Annotated in this window: 15 protein-coding genes and 4 pseudogenes; 12 read left to right on the top strand and 7 right to left on the bottom strand. The window is 34.8% G+C overall.

Annotation, left to right across the window (positions count from 1 at the left end; all coding sequences use genetic code 11):
* Positions 1–287 precede the first annotated feature (287 nt).
* From QRE67_RS14840 to QRE67_RS14825, 4 genes are all read right to left on the bottom strand, one after another.
* Positions 288–1,634 carry a short-chain fatty acid transporter gene (locus QRE67_RS14840; RefSeq protein ID WP_286120935.1) on the bottom strand — a complete coding sequence of 449 codons (1,347 nt, stop codon included), beginning with the start codon at positions 1,632–1,634 and terminating at the stop codon, positions 288–290.
* Positions 1,635–1,735: 101 nt separating this feature from the next.
* Entirely contained in the window at positions 1,736–2,998 is a 1,263-nt protein-coding gene (locus QRE67_RS14835) for a serine hydrolase domain-containing protein (protein ID WP_286120934.1), read from the bottom strand.
* A 100-nt stretch (positions 2,999–3,098) separates the two neighbouring features.
* On the bottom strand, positions 3,099–4,298 hold the full coding sequence (locus tag QRE67_RS14830) for an MFS transporter (protein ID WP_286120933.1): 1,200 nt from the start codon (positions 4,296–4,298) through the stop codon (positions 3,099–3,101).
* Between the two features lie 14 nt (positions 4,299–4,312).
* Positions 4,313–4,732 (bottom strand): MarR family winged helix-turn-helix transcriptional regulator, encoded by a 420-nt coding sequence (locus QRE67_RS14825; RefSeq protein ID WP_286120932.1) that lies wholly within the window; start codon positions 4,730–4,732, stop codon positions 4,313–4,315.
* 623 nt (positions 4,733–5,355) lie between these two features.
* Between QRE67_RS14825 and phaZ the strand changes: the two genes are divergently transcribed.
* The 5 genes and pseudogenes from phaZ to QRE67_RS14800 form a co-directional block, all read left to right on the top strand.
* Positions 5,356–6,258: an intracellular short-chain-length polyhydroxyalkanoate depolymerase gene (gene phaZ / locus QRE67_RS14820; protein ID WP_286120931.1), complete on the top strand. Its 903-nt coding sequence runs from the start codon at positions 5,356–5,358 to the stop codon at positions 6,256–6,258.
* 127 nt (positions 6,259–6,385) lie between these two features.
* Entirely contained in the window at positions 6,386–7,582 is a 1,197-nt protein-coding gene (locus QRE67_RS14815) for an MFS transporter (protein WP_286120930.1), read from the top strand.
* Positions 7,566–7,766 carry an NETI motif-containing protein gene (locus QRE67_RS14810; protein ID WP_286120928.1) on the top strand — a complete coding sequence of 67 codons (201 nt, stop codon included), beginning with the start codon at positions 7,566–7,568 and terminating at the stop codon, positions 7,764–7,766. Before QRE67_RS14815 ends, QRE67_RS14810 begins: the two co-directional genes overlap by 17 nt.
* Before the next feature lie 299 nt (positions 7,767–8,065).
* The gene (locus tag QRE67_RS14805; RefSeq protein WP_286120927.1) at positions 8,066–8,281 is read left to right on the top strand and encodes a hypothetical protein; all 216 of its coding nucleotides are present in this window, start codon (positions 8,066–8,068) and stop codon (positions 8,279–8,281) included.
* A gap of 100 nt (positions 8,282–8,381) precedes the next feature.
* A pseudogene (locus tag QRE67_RS14800) lies at positions 8,382–8,456 on the top strand (LSm family protein); the annotation flags it as partial.
* Positions 8,457–9,055: 599 nt separating this feature from the next.
* Here QRE67_RS14800 and QRE67_RS14795 read toward each other — a convergent pair.
* Entirely contained in the window at positions 9,056–9,586 is a 531-nt protein-coding gene (locus tag QRE67_RS14795) for an SMI1/KNR4 family protein (protein WP_286120926.1), read from the bottom strand.
* Between the two features lie 787 nt (positions 9,587–10,373).
* On the opposite strand from QRE67_RS14795, the gene QRE67_RS14790 reads away from it, so the two are divergent.
* From QRE67_RS14790 to QRE67_RS14775, 5 genes and pseudogenes are all read left to right on the top strand, one after another.
* The gene (locus QRE67_RS14790; protein ID WP_286120925.1) at positions 10,374–10,766 is read left to right on the top strand and encodes a DUF3967 domain-containing protein; all 393 of its coding nucleotides are present in this window, start codon (positions 10,374–10,376) and stop codon (positions 10,764–10,766) included.
* 358 nt (positions 10,767–11,124) lie between these two features.
* Positions 11,125–11,373 carry a hypothetical protein gene (locus tag QRE67_RS14785; protein WP_502873985.1) on the top strand — a complete coding sequence of 83 codons (249 nt, stop codon included), beginning with the start codon at positions 11,125–11,127 and terminating at the stop codon, positions 11,371–11,373.
* A 138-nt stretch (positions 11,374–11,511) separates the two neighbouring features.
* A pseudogene (locus QRE67_RS28915) lies at positions 11,512–11,604 on the top strand (Rpn family recombination-promoting nuclease/putative transposase); the annotation flags it as partial.
* Positions 11,605–11,988: 384 nt separating this feature from the next.
* Positions 11,989–14,604 (top strand): phosphoenolpyruvate synthase, encoded by a 2,616-nt coding sequence (gene ppsA / locus QRE67_RS14780; RefSeq protein WP_286120924.1) that lies wholly within the window; start codon positions 11,989–11,991, stop codon positions 14,602–14,604.
* Positions 14,605–15,750: 1,146 nt separating this feature from the next.
* Positions 15,751–18,534: a dynamin family protein gene (locus tag QRE67_RS14775; protein ID WP_286120923.1), complete on the top strand. Its 2,784-nt coding sequence runs from the start codon at positions 15,751–15,753 to the stop codon at positions 18,532–18,534.
* 44 nt (positions 18,535–18,578) lie between these two features.
* On the opposite strand, the pseudogene QRE67_RS14770 reads toward QRE67_RS14775, so the two are convergent.
* Positions 18,579–18,749: pseudogene (locus tag QRE67_RS14770) on the bottom strand (transposase domain-containing protein); the annotation flags it as partial.
* 63 nt (positions 18,750–18,812) lie between these two features.
* Positions 18,813–19,336, bottom strand: a pseudogene (locus QRE67_RS14765) (transposase); the annotation flags it as partial.
* Between the two features lie 462 nt (positions 19,337–19,798).
* Between QRE67_RS14765 and QRE67_RS14760 the strand changes: the two are divergent.
* Both QRE67_RS14760 and QRE67_RS14755 read left to right on the top strand, forming a co-directional pair.
* The gene (locus QRE67_RS14760; RefSeq protein WP_286120921.1) at positions 19,799–20,320 is read left to right on the top strand and encodes an ankyrin repeat domain-containing protein; all 522 of its coding nucleotides are present in this window, start codon (positions 19,799–19,801) and stop codon (positions 20,318–20,320) included.
* A 250-nt stretch (positions 20,321–20,570) separates the two neighbouring features.
* Positions 20,571–21,077 (top strand): ankyrin repeat domain-containing protein, encoded by a 507-nt coding sequence (locus tag QRE67_RS14755; RefSeq protein ID WP_286120920.1) that lies wholly within the window; start codon positions 20,571–20,573, stop codon positions 21,075–21,077.
* Positions 21,078–21,221: the final 144 nt, after the last annotated feature.

The following is a 21,221-nucleotide window of genomic DNA, read 5'->3' as shown; positions in this document are numbered from 1 at the left end:
TGGTACAGTGGGGAAGAACTTCAGTTGAGTGCGTATTTCTTTACTACGGATAACGGTAATGATAAGACAAAAAGCAGGCCTTGCAAGGCCTGCTTTTTTCAATATTTGTATTCGAACGATTTATCCCGCATTAACGGGCAGTAAAACCCCCACCTCAAATTTCGGCAGGAAGCAAAGAAGTTAGGTGGGGGATAAACTGCCCGTAAAAGCCCGATTGGTTCAACTAATGATCAGTGTGGGATGAAGAAAACCCCCACTGATTAAAGTTTCACTTTATTAACAGAGGGTTATATAAAAAGAAAACATAATCCAATCACAGCGCCTGCATAAAGTAAATTAATGACGCAAAATCCCATAATATCACGTGCGCCTAAACCAGCAATTGCTAAAGCGGGTAATGCCCAAAACGGTTGAATTAAGTTAGTCCAAGCATCGCCCCAGGCAATTGCCATAGCTGTTTTCGCAGCAGGTACGCCGAGTTCGGCACCAGCTGGTATCATAATCGGAGCTTGTACCGCCCACTGTCCACCACCAGAAGGTACGAATATATTTACAATTCCAGCACTTAAAAATGTAAATAGAGGGAAAGTGGTTTCATTAGAAATACTAATGAAGAAATTAGAAATTGCGCCACCAAGTGAGAGTCCTTCACTATTTGCGCCAATCATCATGCCCATAATTCCTGCGTAAAATGGGAATTGTAACAAAATTCCGGATGCACTCTTTGTAGAATCAGAAAAAGCACGAATATATTGAATCGGAGTACGATGGAAAATAAGTCCTGCAATTAAAAGCATAAAAATGACAATATCGAGCGTAAGATTAAAGCCTTTCGTACTAAAATAATGAACAATATATATGAGACCTAACAGTCCAATACAAATTGTAATCCAAATACTGTTTTCAATTTTCTCGGCAAATGTATGATGATGAACTTCTTGCGCTGCAGCTTCTTCTTGAAAAACATTTGGATTAACGGTGATCGTATGATTTGCATCAGGATGCATTGCTCTGTTAATGAAAGGCATCGTTATGAAGAAAATAATAACAGGAACAATTGCATAAGGAGAAAATAAAGTCTCTGTAATTGGAATTGCTTCCGTAATACTCCCAGCTGTTGTTTTTATTAATGTTTCACCGCCAGTTGCCAGCGTAAGTGGAATCGAAGCAGAGAGGCCAGCGTGCCATATAAGAAAGCCAGAATAGGAAGAAGCAATTGCAAGTCGATAATCTAGCCCTTGTATATGTTTCGCGACTTCTTTTGCATATAAGACGGAAACAATAATGCCAAACCCCCAGTTTATGTAGGCACCTAATAAGCTAACGAGAGAAATAGCAATAATTCCTTGTCCACTTGTTTTTGGTAGTTGTGCAGCTTTAGCCAATCCTTTCCGAACGAGGGGAGCATTGGCTAAAGCAGAACCTGTCACAAGCACGAGTGCCATTTGCATGGAGAAGGCTAAAAGCCCCCAAATTCCATCTCCCCAATGAGCGATCATTGCAACTGGTGATTGCTGCGTAGCGATAGTACCAAAGAAGATAACAAAGATGGTAAGAAAGCAGGATAAAATAAAGGGATCTGGTAAAAAGCGTTGTACAAGAGCGACACATCCATTTGTAAAAGTTCGAAACAAAGTTATCAACCTCCTTAATTTTGTTTATTAAAATATTCGATATCATTAAGGAATAACCTTTCAAAGACAGAAAATTCAGATGTATAAACAAAAAAAACCTCTCACTCATGTGAAAGGTTTTTCAGGTGTTTTGCGATTTTTAAATACATATTTGAATAAGTAGAATGAATGTCACCACTAGGTTCAGCATTTGATGAAAAATGTACAATGACCATATTTGCTTTTGGATCAATATATAGCCTTTGCCCATAACTTCCTAATACTTCAAAAGCACCGTGTTCATTATGTGGAATGCACCACTGATTATGATAAGAAATGGATGAGCCTTCTCCAATAGAGAGTTCATCTTGTTGTACGCTTTTTATGTCTTCTGCAATAGAAGAGGGGAGAATCTGTTTTCCATTATAATAGCCATTGTCTAATATCATTTGACCAAAGCGTGCCATATCTCTCGCTGTTGCATTTAAACCTGCACTTGCTTGTTCAACTCCTGTTTCATCGACAACATAATAGGCATTTTCTTCAGCACCGATTTTTGCCCAAATTCGTTCACTCACATTGTCTGCTAATGATTTCCCAGTTACTGTCCGAATAATCCATCCGAGTGTTTCAGCTGAGCCGTTATTATAGGAAAACTGAGTACCTGGCTGAGCTGTTTCAGTTGCTTCAAGTAACATGTCATAAATTTTCATCGGGCCATCATAATTTTTACCACGAGGAAGGATATTACTAGCTAAATAGAGCTGTGCATCTTGATTTTCTAACCCGCGTTGTACATATCCATGGGTAGGATATGTAGCGGAAATTTGCATGTCCATTAACTGCTGAATCGTTGCTTTACCGAATGGTGTGTTATGTAATTCTTTCACATATGTTTCAGCTGTTGTATTTTTATCAAGGATACTTTCTTCCGTTAAAGACTGAATGATTGCGCCTGTAAAGACTTTTGCTAAGGAAGCCATGCCATGTGGTTCGTTTTGTTTGTAGCCATTTAAATAATTTTCATAGACAAGTTTTCCATTTTGCACGACAACAAATGCATCTGTTTTATTTTGATCTAATAGTTCTTTTAAAGAAATATTATTCCCATTTTCCTGTTCAACAGAAAAATTATCTAAATTTTGCTGAGCAATAGGGAATGTTGAAACGTGATGAGTATCTTTTTTTACTACTTTTGTTAAGGCAAGTTCTTTCATATGCGTATACGACCACCGTAAGTATGGATCTTGTAGCCAATTTGCTTTTGTTACCGATTGTTTTGAAGGTGGAACTTTATTTTGCTTAAAAAATGCAAAACCAAGCCCTGTTATAACAAATATAAGTGTAAGCATAAGTAATAAAAGGGGAGATTTTCTTACATTCATTCATGGACCTCCTTATCATTTCTAAAATAAGTATACGCTCGTTTTCTTAGAAAAACAAAAAAAGGAAAGTAAACAGAGATGTTTACTTTCCTAATTGACATTATGCTGATAATTTTCCATCCGTATGATGCTTTTTGAATTTTTGCTTTCTACCGTGTAACCCGTAATAGATTACAAGTGTGAATGCCACGATAATGGCTGCGATAAAATACATATTATGATAGCTTGATTGAGCAGCGATAATACCGAGTACGAAAGAACCGATACCGATACCACTATCAAAAAATGAAAAATAAGTAGCTGTTGCTGATCCGCGGCGATGATTTGGCGCGGCAGAAACTGCAATTGTTTGGAAACTTGGAATAAGGGTTCCATACCCTAAGCCGATTAGCATCCCGGAACCAAGGAACCAAAATGAAGTTTGGGCCTGACTTAAAACAAACATACCAATTGTAAAAATAATGATAGAAGGATAAATAAGAACATTTTCACCGAAACGATCAAATATCTTTCCTGTAAATGGACGAGAAAGTACAACAACTAGTGCATATACGATAAAGAAGTAACTTGCAACATCTGCTAAGCCAATCTCTTTTGCATAAATAGGAATAAAGGATAGAATGCCACTATAAGAAAAAGCAAGTACAAAGCCTGTAAGAGCAATTGGTATAGTAGAAGGCTCAATTAATTCTTTCCACTTCATTCGTTCCCCTTGTTTTTTACTTGCCTTTTTCTCATGTGGGATATTTACAAATAGACCACAGACAAATGCAAGTAATGAAAAAATAGAACAAACGATAAAGAGTACAGTAAATGAATAACGAGAAATAATAGTTAAACCTAAAAAAGGTCCGATTACCATCGGTAGGCTCATAAACACTCCGAAATATCCAAGTGCTTCTCCGCGGCGATGTGGTGGTGTTACATCTGTAACAATTGTACCAGTAGCCGTTGTTGCCATTCCAAAACCAATTCCGTGAAGGAAGCGAAGAGCAAGTAATAAAAATAAGCTCTGTGCCCCAAAATACATAACGGTTGCTGCTAAAAATAAGGAAAGAGAAATAAATAAAATTTTCTTTCTTCCTAAATCATCAAGCCACTTTCCAGTAAACGGGCGGCATAAGACGGAAGAAATAAGGAAGACTGTCGCAACAAGTCCTATTTCCTCGGGTCTACCCTTTAAACCTTCAATTACGTAGACTGGTAAAGTGGTCATAAGCATGTAAAACGTTAAAAAGAGAAACAGACTACTAAAACATGTTCCAAGGAAGTCCTTCGTCCAAAGTCTCTCACTTTGCATCGTCATCCCTCCAATTAATTATCTAGATTTTTAATAACAGTTTGTAACACTTGAAAAGCACGATGTAGTTCTTCTTCACTTACATTCTGCAACGTTTTTTCTTCAAATGCATCTACTTCTTCTTGCCATACTGGAATCATTTCCATCGCTGTATGTGATAAGGAAATCAGCTTTTCACGGCGATCTTTTCCTTCTGTTCGAATAATCCATCCCATTGTTTCCATACGTGTTAACGTACGAGTCATTGTTGGAGATTCTACATTTAAATATTGACATAATTCAGTTTGTGTACATGGCCCAGTTTGATGAACCTGAAAAATAACGGCCCATTGTGCACTGAATAAACCTGTTGGTGACACGCGTTCATTAAACTTTTTGGTGAATTTCCTAGAAGTCTGGCTGACAATGTGGAAAAAATGCTGTTTTTCGGTCATTTATTTGATCCTTTCTAATTAGTTACCTAGCTAACTATATATCTTTTTAACATAATTGTCTATATAAATACAAATTAAAAAACCGGCATAAAACCCTTCTTTTTAGATGGGAGAGAGCATCCGTCCATGCATAGAAGCGGTCAGATCCTTTTCCTACTCCATGCCAAGTGAAAACAAAGAGAGAAAACGAGTGCAGGTCACCTTTTGTTATCCATAGCCGCGGCTTATATGCCGAAAAATCAAAATGGATTTATATATAGAAGTATGAAAGGTAATTTGATTTCACGAATGGAAAAAACTATATAAATACAAATTAAAAAACTGACATAAAACCCTTCTTTTTAGGTGGGAGAGAGCATCCGGCTATGCATAGAAGCGGTCAGGATTCTTTTCCTGCCCAGACATAGTGAAAACAAAGAGAGAAAACGAGTGCAAGTCACCTTTTGTTATCCATAGCCGCGGCTTATATGTCGAAAAATCAAAATGGATTTATATAGTGATAGACATGTTGTCTTATGTAAAAATTTTGTATAGGTTTTATATTGAGAACATACATTCTACATGGTATTCTAGAAGTAGGTTCTGAATTTTCTTTCTACTAAATTTGAATGGGGGAACGTGTGATGATTAAGCCTGCAACAATGGAGTTTGTTTCGTTATCAAATGGAGAAACAATTGCATATCAAGAAGTTGGAGAGCAAAATACAGAAATAATTGTACTCATTCATGGGAATATGACATCTTCACAGCACTGGGATTTAGTCATTGAGAGATTAGAGAAGAAATATCATATTTATGCTCTTGATTTACGTGGATTCGGTCAGTCAACCTATCATAAGTCAATAGACTCGTTGCAAGAATTCGCAGGTGATGTGAAATTAGTTGTAGATGCATTACAGTTAAAGAAATTTTCATTGATGGGCTGGTCCATGGGCGGGGGCGTTGCAATGGAATTTACAGCTTCTTATCCAGCGCTTGTGGAAAAATTGATATTGGTTGAATCAGTAGGAATGAAAGGGTACCCTATTTTTAAAAAGGATATAAATGGTCAGCCAATTCTTTCTACACTATTAAAAACAAAAGAAGAAATTGCACAGGATCCTGTTCAGATTGCTCCTGTATTAGATGCTATAAGAAATATGAACAAGTTGTATTATCGAACAGTATGGAATTTGCTTATATATACGCATAATAAACCTGATAATGAGCGCTATGAAAAGTATTTAGATGATATGCTCACGCAGCGTAATTTTGTAGATGTAAACTATGCGTTAGTTACATTTAATATTTCAGATGAACATAATGGCATCGTGTCTGGAAATGGTGATATTCATCGCATTCAAGTACCGACGCTTGTTTTACAAGGAGATCGCGATTATGTTGTACCACAAGTTGTTGGAGAAGAATTAGCAAAGAATCTCCCAAATGCAAAACTGGTTATTTTAGATGATTGTGGGCATTCACCTTTTATTGATTGTTTAGATGTATTTACGGAGCACGTTCTTGCTTGGTTAGAAAATAAATAAATTGGTCACATAAAAAGAAGTTAGAAGACCATTCTTCTAACTTCTTTTTATGTTATTTTTCATGCATGATTGTTGAAAAAAAGATTATAATGAAGATTGGTGAGCATGTAAAGGGAGAGGGAAGAGGATGTCAAAAAGGTATACATTTTGGATTATGGTCGGAATTGTTGCAATTTCTGGATTATCTCAAGGAATGCTCTTACCAGCAATTGCCATGATTTTTGAGCAAGAAGGAATTCGTTCTAGTTTTAATGGCATGCATGCAACGGCATTATATATTGGGATTTTGTTTATTTCGCCTTGGCTAGAAAAACCGATGCAGCGATTTGGAATGAAGCCAATTATAGTAGTTGGAGGATTTATTGTTGTCGTTTCGCTATTTTTCTTTACACAAACATTTTCATTTTGGGTATGGCTTCTGCTTCGCTTTTTCGTGGGAGTTGGGGATCATATGCTCCATGTAGGAACGCAGACATGGATTACAACGACGGCCAGCCCGAATAAAATTGGCAGACAAGTATCCATTTATGGAGCATTCTTTGGAATTGGGTTTGCACTCGGCCCATATTTGGCAAGTACGGTTCAGTACGGCATTGCAACGCCATTTATCGTGTCTACTATTCTTTGTTTATTAGGTTGGTTACTATTACTCCCAACTCAAAATGCATTTCCAGAGCAAGATGAAATGCGAAAGGAAAATGAATCATCATTTTCTCGTTATAAACAAGTAGTAGGAATGGCTTGGATTGCACTCATTGGACCTTTAGCATATGGTGTATTAGAAGCAATGCTAAATAGTAATTTACCTGTGTATGCGATGCGTAAAGGCTGGTCTGTTGCAGACGTTTCCTTTTTATTACCAGCATTTGCAATAGGCGGAATCATCACGCAAATTCCGCTTGGTATATTAAGTGATCGCTTAGGAAGAGATCGTATTTTGACATGGACATTTAGTGCAAGTACAATCGTGTTCTTACTTGCGGCGGTGTTTGATCAATATTATTGGATTGTGTTTGCGTGTATGTTAGTAGCCGGTATGGTCATCGGTTCATGCTTTTCATTAGGGCTTGGATTTATGGCAGATTTATTACCGAGACACTTATTACCTGCGGGGAATATATTATCGGGAATCGCCTTTAGCATAGGAAGTATAATCGGACCTGTATTAGGCGGGGTATTTATAGAGAAAATACAGTATACAAGCTTTTTTCTAGCAGTTATGATTATAATGGCAATTATTGCACTTCTTTATATCACGTATATGAAAAGTCAATCCGCAACAAGAAAAATAGAAAGTAGGTTTGGGCATGACGAAACAACCTAATAAGAAGAAATTCGAAGTATTACATAATGAAACGATTACAGAGTGTATAGAGCGCATGGAAAAGGAAGGGTATGCCCCTTCTCGTCGTATGGAAGAGCCTATTTTTCATGAAGTGAAAAAGGATGGGAAAATGATTGTGGAGCCATGTGGCCGGAAAATCATATTTGAAGGAAAGTTAAAGTAAGAAGAGAGGTGATCACCTCTCTTTTTTTGTTTTAGTGTTATTACAAAAAACTTACAGATACTTATAAACTTAGAAAACTCATGAACTTAAAGCGCTTGATTGTCTATTATAGGCGACGAGTGCTTTTTTATGTTTTCAGCATAAAAATTGAAAAATGCATGATTATTTAATTAGTGTACTAAATGTTAAATTTTTAGATGGATACGAATATGAAAATTGCCTTTTGTTATAGATTATAACGGCTGTGTACAGTACGATGACAAGAGAGAGAAACCGACTATAAAATAAAGGGGGAGAAAATGGAAAAATTAATTGGAGGAATTATGATCCTAGGAGGCATGGTTCCATTAGCCTATTTAATAATAGTATTTTATAGAAAATGGAAAGAAAAGGGCAATGTGTTTGCACTTAAAGCCATAGCTTTGATAATAGTCAGCCTTTTATTAAATACAACTGGTATCATAGTATGTGTAGGTGTAATAATAATAGGTTTTTGTTTAATTGTATACACATAAGAAATGTACAATTTATAATTGGATTGCTAAAACAATATTAATTGGGATTTCTCATAATTCATACAAAAAGGGTATACCTTTTGAAGTGTTTTTGTTATAAGGGGTACGGATACCTGGACAGAACCTCGCGATGGATAGATTCACCGTCCTTATGATGGTTCATGGTAAGCAGTAACTTGTATATAAACAAGAGATTTCAACGATTGCTAAGTAGTACATACTAGATTTATGTAAATATTTCTCAATATTATATTATAGATATATAAGCTATAATAATAAGTAATTCTTTTTATTGTTATATATTTGTTATTCTCTGTTGCAGAATCCTCATAAATAGGGTTCTTTTTTTTATTATAAAAATTCACATAATATTCAAAATATAAATTATAAACATGTTAATATCTGTTATACAATAAGGGTGTCCTATTAGTTTCAAGATAGTGATCCCTAGTGTTTCTGTTAAGATAATTTGTTTTGCCCTTCAGTTTACATTATTTCAAAAAGAACTTGTGATTTTCTTACAAGTTCTTTTTGTTTTTCCTACAAACAAAAGCGAATGTAAACTTTAGTATATTAGTTTACATTCATTTCCTTGATTTTATCGCACTTTACCCATTTTCCTCAAAAATGACTAAAAAAGTATACATTCAAAATACTATAAATAAAGAATCCAGAAACTCTATGAACAAAAACAAACATCTCATTGATATACAACTGATTCGAAGTAATTCACATCCTTTTTTATAACTTTAATTTTCATTAGAACACTGCATTCTATTGAATTCTATTATCTTCTTTCAAACAAATTTCTATGAATTCGAATAAATCCTTTGCCTCAATAGAACGCTTTCCCCAATCATGCCAAAAATATAGCACTTGTCCTACTACTCCAGATTCTGATGGATCTGTATCAATACAAAGATAATCCCCACCACCATTTTCTGCAATTGGAATCCACTTAGAATTCCAAAGAACAGGTTTAAGTTCATTTTCAATATCCGATTCTAAATCATCTGGATCGAATTCATCTTGTAGAAATGTCCAATTGTCTATAATTTGCGAAGTAGGGGAAAGGACCAGATTTCTTACAAAAGACTCAACCCCTGGTTCCCAACTTTGTCCGTTATATACCCTGTAAAAACTTTTCATTTCTTTAGGAAGTGTAATACCCAGTGTAGCCTCAATTAGCTGAAAATCTTCATCTCTTGCACCCGGTTGGAGATTTAATGTTTCTTGAAAGTTTACTTCAAGGCTTGAGCCTCTTTCAATTATACGTTTCCATAGCAATTCAGCTTGATTTATCATGTCTTTTATCCTCCGATTACATCTCAAAAAAATCTAATTTAAAATACACCCTAAAAGTGGATGAATAACCCAAATGTGTTTCACCTAATTAAGAATATACATTTCTTTTATACCATATTTCTTAATTTCCTCATGCAATATTGCATGAAAAAACGTATGAAAATCTATTATAATTTATCTTGAAGTTCCTAACATGCTTCATCATGTGTGCTAATACCAAATTGTTTATACCCTAACCTTAAACAAGTATAGAAAAAGAGATCTGTTTATTTTAAACGGATCTCTTTTTCTAATAAAATTCATATATTAAACATAATTTTAATACATAGACCATTCGTATAAATGGTATGCTAGCAAAACTAGATTGTACCTATGTATGATATTACTTAAGATAACTGTATAAATCTATTTTGATTTTTCGACATATAAGCCGCGGCTATGGATAACAAAAGGTGACCTGCACTCGTTTTCTCTCTTTGTTTTCACTATGTCTGGGCAGGAAAAGGATCTAACCGCTTCTATGCATGGCCGGATGCTCTCTCCCATCTAAAAAGAAGGGGTTTATGTTGGTTTTTTAATTTTTATTTATAGGGCGTTTTGGTGAAGACAAGGAATCTCTTTCTACCATCATGAATGCTATAACGCGAGGTGGTGGTGATATGGCCAATGAAACAGGAAGCTCTCAGCTGGTGTATATTAGCAAGGACGTAGCGATGATGAGAGTCAACTTTACGGAAGTACTGTAGCATGCTAGAGGAAGCCGGCTATCCATTCCATAAGAATGAGCATGGCCACAGGGGGATTCCTAGATCAAGATGTTATCACGCTGAGACGGTTAATTGAGATCAAATCACATCTTGATATGACATTAAAACAGGCTTGTAACGCAGTAATGATATGGATAAAAGAGAAAGATGTATCAGAAGACGACACAACCGTTATAATAGAAATCGAACAACATGACGAGCGATATAATGAACTGAAAGAAATGATTCAGCAGCAAAACCATTTGCTAGAGAAACTGACACATAAATTAGATGTACAACAGCGATATATTGATGAAAAGTTAGAGAGACGCGATCAGCAGTTTATGAGTGTGATAAGAGAGATACAAGAAGAAAAGAAAATATTATTAGAGACAGCCGCAACAAAGAAGAAACCTTGGTGGAAATTATGGTAAATAGTTTTTTCTAAAAAGCAATTATGTAATGTACCAAATATCTTTTGAACTACCCGCCACATAACTCACTTACGGGCTGTTTAAAATTGGATTATTTCGCGGAAATCTAATAAAAATATAATGAGTAAAAGGGAAGATTTCACAAATCCATGTATACGCGAAATGTTAGAAATGGCAGGTATCAGTTAAGATATACTTTACCGATGCATACGAAAAATAACCAACCTGAAAATGCTGGACACACAGAAGATAAAATAATTAAAACCGAATATAACACTTCAGAAGAGGGATTTGCATACAAATCGATTTATCTTGTACAATAATACTAAGAAAAGTAACGACAGGGAGAGGGGAATCCATGTCCAACAAGCTAGTAAATTTACGAATTGATTTTGCGTTTAAACAATTATTTGGTACTATGAGTCATGATTCTTCTTTCCGACTTGCATATGAAGCTCGTGAAAAGCTTTTACTTGATGAACAAGAGGGTATGGAAAAAGGCAAAACTCAATTAATTCATGGTATGCATAAGAATGGTATGCCGTTAGAAGACATTGCGAAATTCACAGGTCTAAGTACAGAAGAAATCCGAAAGATATTATTATAATGCATGGAATTATAAAAGCCTTATATTGTTGAAAGATTCATAGAAAAAAGCCATCCTATGAATCCAGTAACTACATCCAAAGAACCGCTCCTGTATCTATTCAGAAGCGGCTCTTTAGTTTTGGTGCAAAAAACCGTTCATACAATCGGACAGTTATGGAATACGAAAACACAACAAATCTTAAGTAATGACATTGAAATTCATTTCGTAGAGATTCCAAAACTGGTGAAACATACGATCCGTAATTTTTTAGGGCTTCAAATTCAACGTATTTCACGTATAATCCCTCCTTTCAGTGGGCATCAAATCAGTTAGCATTCCCCTAGTTCTTATAGTGTAAAATCCTCCATCGTTTTCCGAATTTCATCAGCTTCAATTCCAATGTATCGCAACGTTTGCCCTTGTGTTGTATGGCCAAACAATTTCATCAAATAGCACACGTCTTTTTTTCGCTGATAGTAGTGATATCCAAAAGATTTACGCATACAGTGTTTGATATGAACATGGAACTTCGCCAGGAGCAAGAACGAGTGGACAGCGTAATTGGTTGATCAGATGAACAATTTTTGTCATATGATTCGTCTTGGTATTGAGCGATAAATGGGAGGGAAAGAAATGAAACCATATGTACTAGAGTTTCAGGAGATCGATAAAACGAGACAAATGGTGGTCGGTGGCAAAGGGATGAATTTGGGCGAATGTTCGAGGATTGAAGGAATACTTGTACCAGAGGGATTTTGTGTTACCACTGAGGCATATAAAAGAGTCATTGGGAAAAATAAGGAGCTTCATCAATTACTGGATCAACTAGCAGTTCAAAAAGTGGACGAACGAGAAAGAATTAGTGAAATTAGCAGGAAGATTCGTGAGCTGATTGAGGGGATCGAGATTGAGAAGGGGATCGAAGAAGATATCAATCGATGTCTCTTAACTTTTGGCTTCGAGCATGCATATGCTGTTCGTTCAAGTGCTACAGCCGAGGATCTTCCATTTGCCTCCTTTGCTGGTCAACAGGATACCTATCTAAACATCAAAGGAAAAGATGCAATTTTACAACATATTAGTAAGTGCTGGGCTTCACTATTTACTGATCGTGCTGTGATTTATCGAATGCAAAACGGATTTGACCATCGCAAGGTTTATCTGTCTGTTGTTATTCAAAGGATGATTTTTCCACAAGCTTCCGGAATACTATTTACAGCTGATCCAGTTACCTCAAACCGCAAGGTGCTGTCGATCGATGCTAGCTTTGGACTAGGAGAGGCCCTTGTCTCCGGCTTGGTATCTGCGGATTGCTATAAGGTGCAAGAAGATAAAATTATCGATAAGATGATAGCAACCAAAAAATTGGCTATCTATGGACTAAAAGAAGGCGGAACAGAGACACAGCAGATCGATCCTGATCAGCAAAAGACGCAAACACTTACTGAACAACAAATTTTACAGCTCGCACGCATAGGCAGAGAGATTGAAGCTTATTTTGGTTGCCCACAAGATATCGAATGGTGTCTGGCTGACGAGACATTTTATATCGTGCAAAGTCGTCCCATCACTACTTTATACCCTGTCCCTGAAGCAGATGATCAAGCGAATCGTGTTTATGTATCTGTCGGTCATGTGCAGATGATGACGGAACCGATTAAGCCACTTGGCATGTCCCTCTTTCATTTAACCTATGATCAACCGTTGCGACACGCAGGTGGGAGAATGTTTATCGATCACACACATATTCTTGCTTCACCTATCAGCAGAAAAATTTTATTAAATGCAATGGAACAATCCGATCCGCTCATGAAAGACGCACTTATGACCATAGTAGAGCGAGAAGATTTTATAAAATCGTTACCCAATAATAAAAAAGTACGGAGTCTCAGTGAAAGCAATAAAGGTATGTCTTGGGGTTTTCTAGCACAAAACCTCCAAAACGATCCAACAATCGTTCTTGATTTGATTAAGAGTAGTGAAACATCAATAGAAGAGTTAAAACAAAACATTCAAACGAAATCAGGATTGGATTTATTTGATTTTATTCTAGAAGATTACCAGCAATTAAAGAAGATTTTATTTAACCCACAAAGTTTGGATACGATTATGGTTGCTATGAATGCTTCATCTTGGATCAATAAAAAAATGCAGAAATGGTTAGGTGAAAAAAACGTAGCAGACACGCTTTCTCTATCTGTACCAAACAATATTACTTCGGAAATGGGTCTGGCGCTATTGGATGTCGCAGATGTGATTCGTCCTTACCCGGAAGTAATCAATTATTTACAACATGTAAAAGATGATAACTTTTTGGATGAACTGGTTAAGTTTGATGGTGGACAGGAAATCCAAGACGCTATCAATGCTTATCTCAACAAATACGGAATGCGATGTACCGGAGAAATCGATATTACTAAACCTCGTTGGAGCGAAAAACCAACTACACTCATCCCTATGATTCTCAGTAACATCAAAAACTTTGAGCCTAATGCTAGCAAGCGAAAATTTGAGCAAGGGCGACAGGAAGCTTTGAAAAAAGAACAAGAGTTATTCGACCGATTGAAGCAATTACCGGGTGGTAAACGGAAAGCCGAAAAGACAAAACGAATGATCAGCCTGATCCGGAATTTCATCGGTTATCGGGAGTATCCAAAATACGGCATGATTAATCGCTACTTCTTCTATAAACAGACTTTGATGAAAGAAGCCGAACAGCTTGTACAAGCCAAAGTTATTCGTGAAAAAGAAGATATATACTATCTTACTTTTGAGGAACTTCGTGAAGTCGTACGCACAAATAAATTGGATTACCAGATCATCAGCAAACGAAAAGAAGAGTACAAACTATATGAAAAACTAACTCCCCCACGTGTTATCACGTCTGATGGTGAAATCATTGTAGGTAAACACAAACGAGAAAATCTCCCAGCCGAAGCTATTGTAGGTCTACCGGTTTCTTCCGGAGTTATAGAGGGCAGAGCACGCGTCATCTTAAATATGGAAAATGCGAATTTAGAAGAGGGAGATATATTGGTTACAGCCTTTACTGATCCTAGCTGGACACCGCTGTTTGTATCTACCAAAGGCTTGGTTACGGAAGTAGGTGGTTTGATGACCCATGGTTCTGTCATTGCCCGAGAATACGGTCTTCCAGCAGTTGTAGGTGTGGAGAATGCTACGAAGCTGATCAAGGATGGACAAAGGATCAGGGTGAATGGAGCAGAAGGGTATATAGAAATACTATAATTCATTACATTTAAATCATAAAAGAAGAGCATTCGAATTAGGAGAATCATTGACATCATGGTGCTTTGCGGTCTATGGTAAGAACCCTGTCACTAGGACATATAAGGGGGCAGTAACTGAAGATTGATATTAATGTCTTTTCCATAGAGGTTCCTGTGATTCTATTGTAAGTAAAGGCAAATGAGCTAAATAAAAAATAAATTATTGCTATACCAAGAATAGAGTAGTTTAAAAGAAGGGACGAACGCTTAGTCAATGTTATATCAGCCTCATTTCATAATATTTTATAAATTCATAATATCACAAAAAAACAGGCTTGGTATCCGCATATTCGTGTCATTACCAAAAGCCAATATGCACAGGACCTTCTTCATCTATATTCTAAGGACATTTTATATTTAAATCGTTTAGTACTTAGAGAATAGTGTTCCAATAAAGGCGAACATCATCACCAATAAATAATAATTAAGATGCATCCCTTAGATTTACATTTTCATATCTTAAAAACAAAATCATTTGGAAAATGGCAGGAATTCCAATTATAAATACACATTAAATCAAATTAAAATTGTTCAGTTAAAATAATGTTTTAGACTAAAACATCATTGGTTTAATTGTATTTATCTATTCTTATGTTTCAAGTTTAATAAAATAAAGATGTAGACTGATGACTAAATTTCATTTTATACAAAGATTTTTTATTAAAATAAAGTATTGGACTACATAATCAATGCACAACTTATATATGAGAGCTAGAGAATGTACAAGAGAACTTATTGAATATCTAAATAAAAAAGGAATAGACAGGAAAAATATTCGATTTATATGCCAAAGTAGTAATAATGAACCAAATTTCACCTAACGCTCTTTTAATCGAAGATGCATATTTTAGAGTACATTATTATAACTTAATGTAGCATATTATATTCGTATTAAGTTATTAGGAACATCTAATGTTGTTTCACAACTGAAAGGAAATTGAAAAAAAACTGAAACTTTTCTCATTAAAATTCAATCTTACTTAAAAAATGAAAGAAAAATGAAATTTTCCAAAAGAAATTCTTTGTTAAAATAAAAAACATAAATACAAAAAAAGTGTTGACACATGGAGAAAAATGTATTCTTCAAGATATAGTGGGGGAAAAAATGAGATTAGAAAAACAATTAATAAAAAAGATATATTATGAAACATTCCTAATAGAGAATGAAACACATCCACCTCTTCAAGTACTTGGAGAAGTTTATTTTAACGAACAAAAAAATGAGATTTCCGATGGATCTTATATTCGTTTTGCACAAGGTGAATTTTATTATCACCATCAAGATTTTGAATCAGCTATTTTTAAATGGGAGAAAGTCAGTAATGAATTAGCACCATGGGCACAAAAAAATATTGCGGATGCTTACTTCGAACTTAACCAATTATCAGTTGCTGAAAATGTTTATACTTCCATTACTACTGATAACAAAATACTTATGACCGAAATTGTACTGCAATTACTGTCTCTTTACATCGAGCAAAATAATCTTGATTCAGCTTTCGCTGTTATTAAAGAAGCGGTTTCTTTAAATCCCGATTATCCAAACGTCACAACAATTGCACGTTCCTTTTATGAAGAACAGCAAGATTTTGACAGTGCAGTAGAGCTTGCTGTGAATGAGTTAATTCGAACAGAATCTTTTCCATGGTTTGAGGTTCTAAAAGAATATATCGATAAAGGATTTACTAAAAATATTTCACCAGACTATTTTTATAAAGTATTAGTTACATTAAATAATGTAGATCAAGTACAATTTACACAAATTGTTTCATCACTTTGGCACAGCTATAAAAATGAACAAAATTACTTATTATGGCTTAAAACAATAAATGAATTTTTCTTACATATCGAAATACATTCGTCCGATATATGGGACAAAATTTCTTCTCTTTACGAAGAAACGTACTTTGAATTAATTCAAGGTCAATATATGCTAAAACAATTACACGATATCATTCCAAATCTTTTAACAAATTGGTTAAAGATAGCCAATCCGTCTCATTCTGTATTTCCATCTGCAGCAGTATTGGCATGGGATGAGATTTTCCCTTCCAAAATAGATTCAGCAAATATAAAACATGCGGAAAACCTACTGTCATATTCTATTAATCATGTGAATGGCTTAGAGTATAGTTTACATCTTTTTGAATCTATTACACAGTGGGCACAAAAACATGATTTAGAAATGGGTCATCGATTTAGATGGTTAGTTGGCGAACTTGCAGATTTAAGAACAAATCGCCTTTTAGTAACTGGAACTTCAGGAAACGGAAAAGCTTCATTTATTAACTCTATACTAGGAGAAAATATATTAGAAAACTCAATCTCAAATGTAGTTGTCTTTAAAAATGACGCTCATACAGAAATTAACGCTATAACAGATTCGGTAATTACAACAACTGAGAATTTCTCTGATTACCATAACATGATGTCTCTACACCGCCAAACATATAGAGATAGAGCATGTGTTGAATTTAAATTACCATGCAGATTTTTAAGTAAAAATAAACTTACATTCGTTGTTACACCTAGCTTTAATAGGAACAACGACACTAGAGATGAGACATACGAATATTTAAATTCTGTAGACGAATTATTATTCGTATTGAATGCGGATTCACCTTTTACTGACAAAGAACGTGACATTCTATTAAGCATTCAAAAACATACACCAAATCTACAAATTCATTTCTTATTAAATAAAATCGATAACATTTACAGTGAAGCAGAAGCAAAAAGAGTTATACATGATACGCAAGCGAGAATAAACGCATATTTCCCGCATGCGAGAATTTTCCCTTACTCTTCGTTATATACAAATAGTCAACAACTAAACGATTTAACTGAGTTTATTCATTTTAACTTTAACCATAAAAATATCGATGCAGAACGTACTGAAAAGCTATTGTTTTTCATTCGAAAAACAATTACATATCTTTTAGATAAACGCGTCGAGAGGGAAAATAACCTAGTGGATTCTATTAATTGGAATGAAGATATGTTAGTTAAACTAAATGGTTTTATTAATAACCTTACTGCTTTTGAGAAGGAAAAAATTCATTTAATTACAGAATCATATCGTACAATGAAAAACGAAATTGCTAATGATCTTACAGAACATATTCCGAAACTATTGCAGAGTTGTTCTGATTTAATTAGTGAAGAAAGCGATTTTGGGCACATTGATATTGAACTAAATACAGCGATGAACGAAAGAGTTCAAAAATATCTAGAACAAACTGTGTTACCTAATCTTGCTCGCTCTATGCAAAATTGGATTGCAACTTCTAATAACGAGTTCCTTCAAAGTCAATCGTACTTAGAAGAAATCAGTGAAGGACTTAATTCTTTATGTGGAGAAAATCGAATACAGTTAGAATGTGACTTTAAAGTGCTTGATGACTGGCGCAGAGATACTGATAGAATGACAACTAGAATACAAATGGAAGAAGTAAATATCTTACGCCGATTTACACCAGCCCAATTTTTACTGAAAAGTGCCGGTAAATTATTTGGAGTTCTTCCTAAAAATAAAGCTATGCTATATAACAAATACAAACAGTATTTAGAAAATGAAGATTATACCGATGTAACGGCTTCTATTATGAACAAATTTTTCTTGCAATTTGAGCTATTTGAAAACGCACAAGAGCGGGATATTAATATGTTCTTTAGAAATCCATTTGGCGCGTTGGAACAAGCTGTAGAAAACACTCATTTAGAAATACAAGAAAAACAAGATACACTGCATAAAATGAAATCAAATCCTGAAGTTTATCATGATTCTATAACGCTCTTTGAATTGAGATTACGTCAATGTGAAGTAATCTTAAATATAGATGAGGATAATTCCTATACAGATTTAACTTTAGAAACAAACATAGAGTAAATGTAAAGTAACTCCAAAATATACAATAAAAGTTGATTTTGGAGTTATTTTTTGTTTGCTTCACTTTTTTTCGGTACTCTGCAACTAGATGGTAAATCCATTGACCACGGCAAGACTTTATCAATTTCCTCTTTATTGTTTAAATCGATGTTGGGAAGCGTTTCAAACAAATAACAAAGATAATGATAGGGACTTAGATTATTCTCTTTTGCGGTGAGTTCCTCTACTTGAGCTTGAAGTGATTCAATTGTGGGTTGATTTGAATGTGAAAGTGTTATTTTCATAGATAAATAAATTCGACATCTTGAAATAGTCTTTCCAAGCTTTTGTAATTCGTGTTTGATCTTACGTGGCCCGTAGTTTTGGTGATTGGCATGGAAAATCTCAAAAACATCAGACGTGATATCATCCTCTACCATTTTTTCTCTTGCTTCATAATAATAGGTGCTTCTTGGGAGGTGCAGGACTTGGTACATTGCTGATATCGAGTATTTGTGCTGATTATTCTTGATCACATTTACTTTCGTCCTAGTATCAGCGCAGCTTGCTTTAAAATATCATTTTCCATTTCTAGCTGTTTATTTCTTTTGCGAAGTTCATTCAATTCCTTTTGTTCAGCTATTAAATTATCTTTTCCCTTAAATGAACCAGAATGCTGACTCTGATTTATCCACTTATCGAGAGAAGAAGGGGTCAGATCATACTCGCGAATGATGTCTTTTCTCGGTTTACCGTTTTGATATAATTGAACGATTTGATTTTTAAATTCATCAGTAAATGTTCGACGTTCTCTTTTAGTCATCGTAGATTCTCCTCAAGTGTTATGATCTGTAGTCTACTTGACCTTAAGTTTTCTGTCCAACTAAGTGTAGCCAATCCAATGTAAGAATCCACAGTAGAAGATTTTTAAACTGTGGATTTTCTTTATTCTTTAGCCTTTAATTAAAGTAATAAGTAGGGATTGTTGGTGGGCATAATCTAAAGAATTTTGAGAAGGAATTTATTGATAATGGTTTAACACTTGTATTAAAAAGCCATACGAAGATACAGAAAAGTGATAGTTGGGATGTGGAATGTATAGCACGTATACTGGTAAATAAACTTGACCAACTATAAAATACAAAACCATATGATTTAGCTACGTAGCTTAAAAAATAAAAGGCTAGGATGCAGCAGGTGGAGACTTAGATGATATTGTTGAAATACTAGAAGACCTTGGAAAACAAGCTGCTTCTAGAAGATAAAAATTAAAGGAGAAACTAAAATGGATAAGACTCAAGTTGCGAAAGACATTAGAGGTGCCATAAAAGGTAGCCAATTGGATACATTAAGAGATTTACTTGAGAAAGATCCAGAAATGTTAACATGGATGACACCCTTTGGTACATGGTTACATGTAGCTGCAGCTCATGGGCATTTAGAAATAATAGAATATCTTATTAATGCCGGGATAGATATTCATGCACAGGGTGGAACTTTTTCTACAAATGCCCTTGAAAGAGCAGCTACAAAAGGGCATTTAGATATTGCGGAATATCTCATTAACCAGAATGTTGAGATTGATACTAGTGAACCAGATAAAAATCCTTTGTTTGCTGCAATATATGGTGGTCATTTTGAGGTTGTTAAATTGTTAGTTGAGAATAATATAGATATATCTATAGATATATCTATAGAATACTCTGGTGACAACATGAAAGATATGGATGCTTATGCATTCGCCATTGAAAGAGGACAAACAGAAATTACTGAATATTTAAAGAGAAAGATGGATGAAAAAGAATAGAAAAAGAGACTTTTTATTTAAAAAGATATCCTAATAACAAAATTTGATATTATTTACTATTAAAAAAATAGAGTAATCCAAAATCCCTCTAAACAAGTGAATTTGTTTAGGGGCATTTTTATGAAAAGCGGGAAAAGTAAATGGTGGATCAATAGATAAAGTCTATGATTAGGGATATGCAAATAAAGGGTGTTGAAGTTCTTGAAGAATTAGCTAGTAGAAGATAAATTGAAATGAAGGGGGACTTGTTTTGGATAAAAAAAGTGTAAACAAAGCAATAAGGAATGCGATTAAACTTGGTGATATTCATGAAGTCAAACAATTAATAGGTAATGAAAAAGAAATTTTGAACACAATGACTTCATTTGGTACATGGTTGCATGTAGCAGCAAAGAAAGGGCACCTTGAAATAGTTAAGTATCTAATTGAAAAAGGGATAGATATTGATGCTAGAGGCGGTACATTCGATGCTTCTGCGTTAAATGTGGCAGCAGGAGCAGGACATTTAGAGATGGTAAAGTATCTAATAGAAGTTGGCGCAGAATTAGATGTGAGCTTAGCAAAAAGAAATCCATTATTTGGAGCGATTTATGGCGGGCATAAAGAAGTAGTTGAGTTTCTAGTTGAAAAGGGTATAGAAATTCCAATTAGATATACTGGTGAAAGTATTAAGAATATGGATGCCTATGAATATGCTAGAGAATTTGGCCAAACAGAAATTGCTGAATATCTAAAGAAAAAATTAGAAGAGAAGTAGTACTAGTTAGTAATTCTCAGTTGGAGCTCCTTCAATTCAATATAGATTCTTCATTCTCCTAAAAATGAATGAATTTTATTTTAACTGGTTGATGTATTTTAAACTCCTCATCAAATGATTTGCTTGACGATGTTTTTCCAATGG

It is taken from the genome of Bacillus sp. DX3.1 (assembly GCF_030292155.1).
Classification (GTDB): domain Bacteria; phylum Bacillota; class Bacilli; order Bacillales; family Bacillaceae_G; genus Bacillus_A.
Note: the sequence above shows the minus strand (reverse complement) of the source record. Positions and strands in the feature narration are given on the sequence as shown.

Coding starts and splice junctions, on each gene's coding strand:
- QRE67_RS14825 (WP_286120932.1), bottom strand. CDS start 4,732: ATGACCGAAAAACAGCATTTTTTCCACATTGTCAGCCAGACTTCTAGG.
- QRE67_RS14815 (WP_286120930.1), top strand. CDS start 6,386: ATGTCAAAAAGGTATACATTTTGGATTATGGTCGGAATTGTTGCAATT.
- QRE67_RS14810 (WP_286120928.1), top strand. CDS start 7,566: ATGACGAAACAACCTAATAAGAAGAAATTCGAAGTATTACATAATGAA.
- ppsA (WP_286120924.1), top strand. CDS start 11,989: ATGAAACCATATGTACTAGAGTTTCAGGAGATCGATAAAACGAGACAA.
- QRE67_RS14785 (WP_502873985.1), top strand. CDS start 11,125: ATGTCCAACAAGCTAGTAAATTTACGAATTGATTTTGCGTTTAAACAA.
- QRE67_RS14760 (WP_286120921.1), top strand. CDS start 19,799: ATGGATAAGACTCAAGTTGCGAAAGACATTAGAGGTGCCATAAAAGGT.
- QRE67_RS14775 (WP_286120923.1), top strand. CDS start 15,751: ATGAGATTAGAAAAACAATTAATAAAAAAGATATATTATGAAACATTC.
- QRE67_RS14805 (WP_286120927.1), top strand. CDS start 8,066: ATGGAAAAATTAATTGGAGGAATTATGATCCTAGGAGGCATGGTTCCA.
- QRE67_RS14835 (WP_286120934.1), bottom strand. CDS start 2,998: ATGAATGTAAGAAAATCTCCCCTTTTATTACTTATGCTTACACTTATA.
- QRE67_RS14830 (WP_286120933.1), bottom strand. CDS start 4,298: ATGCAAAGTGAGAGACTTTGGACGAAGGACTTCCTTGGAACATGTTTT.
- QRE67_RS14790 (WP_286120925.1), top strand. CDS start 10,374: ATGGCCACAGGGGGATTCCTAGATCAAGATGTTATCACGCTGAGACGG.
- QRE67_RS14795 (WP_286120926.1), bottom strand. CDS start 9,586: ATGATAAATCAAGCTGAATTGCTATGGAAACGTATAATTGAAAGAGGC.
- phaZ (WP_286120931.1), top strand. CDS start 5,356: ATGATTAAGCCTGCAACAATGGAGTTTGTTTCGTTATCAAATGGAGAA.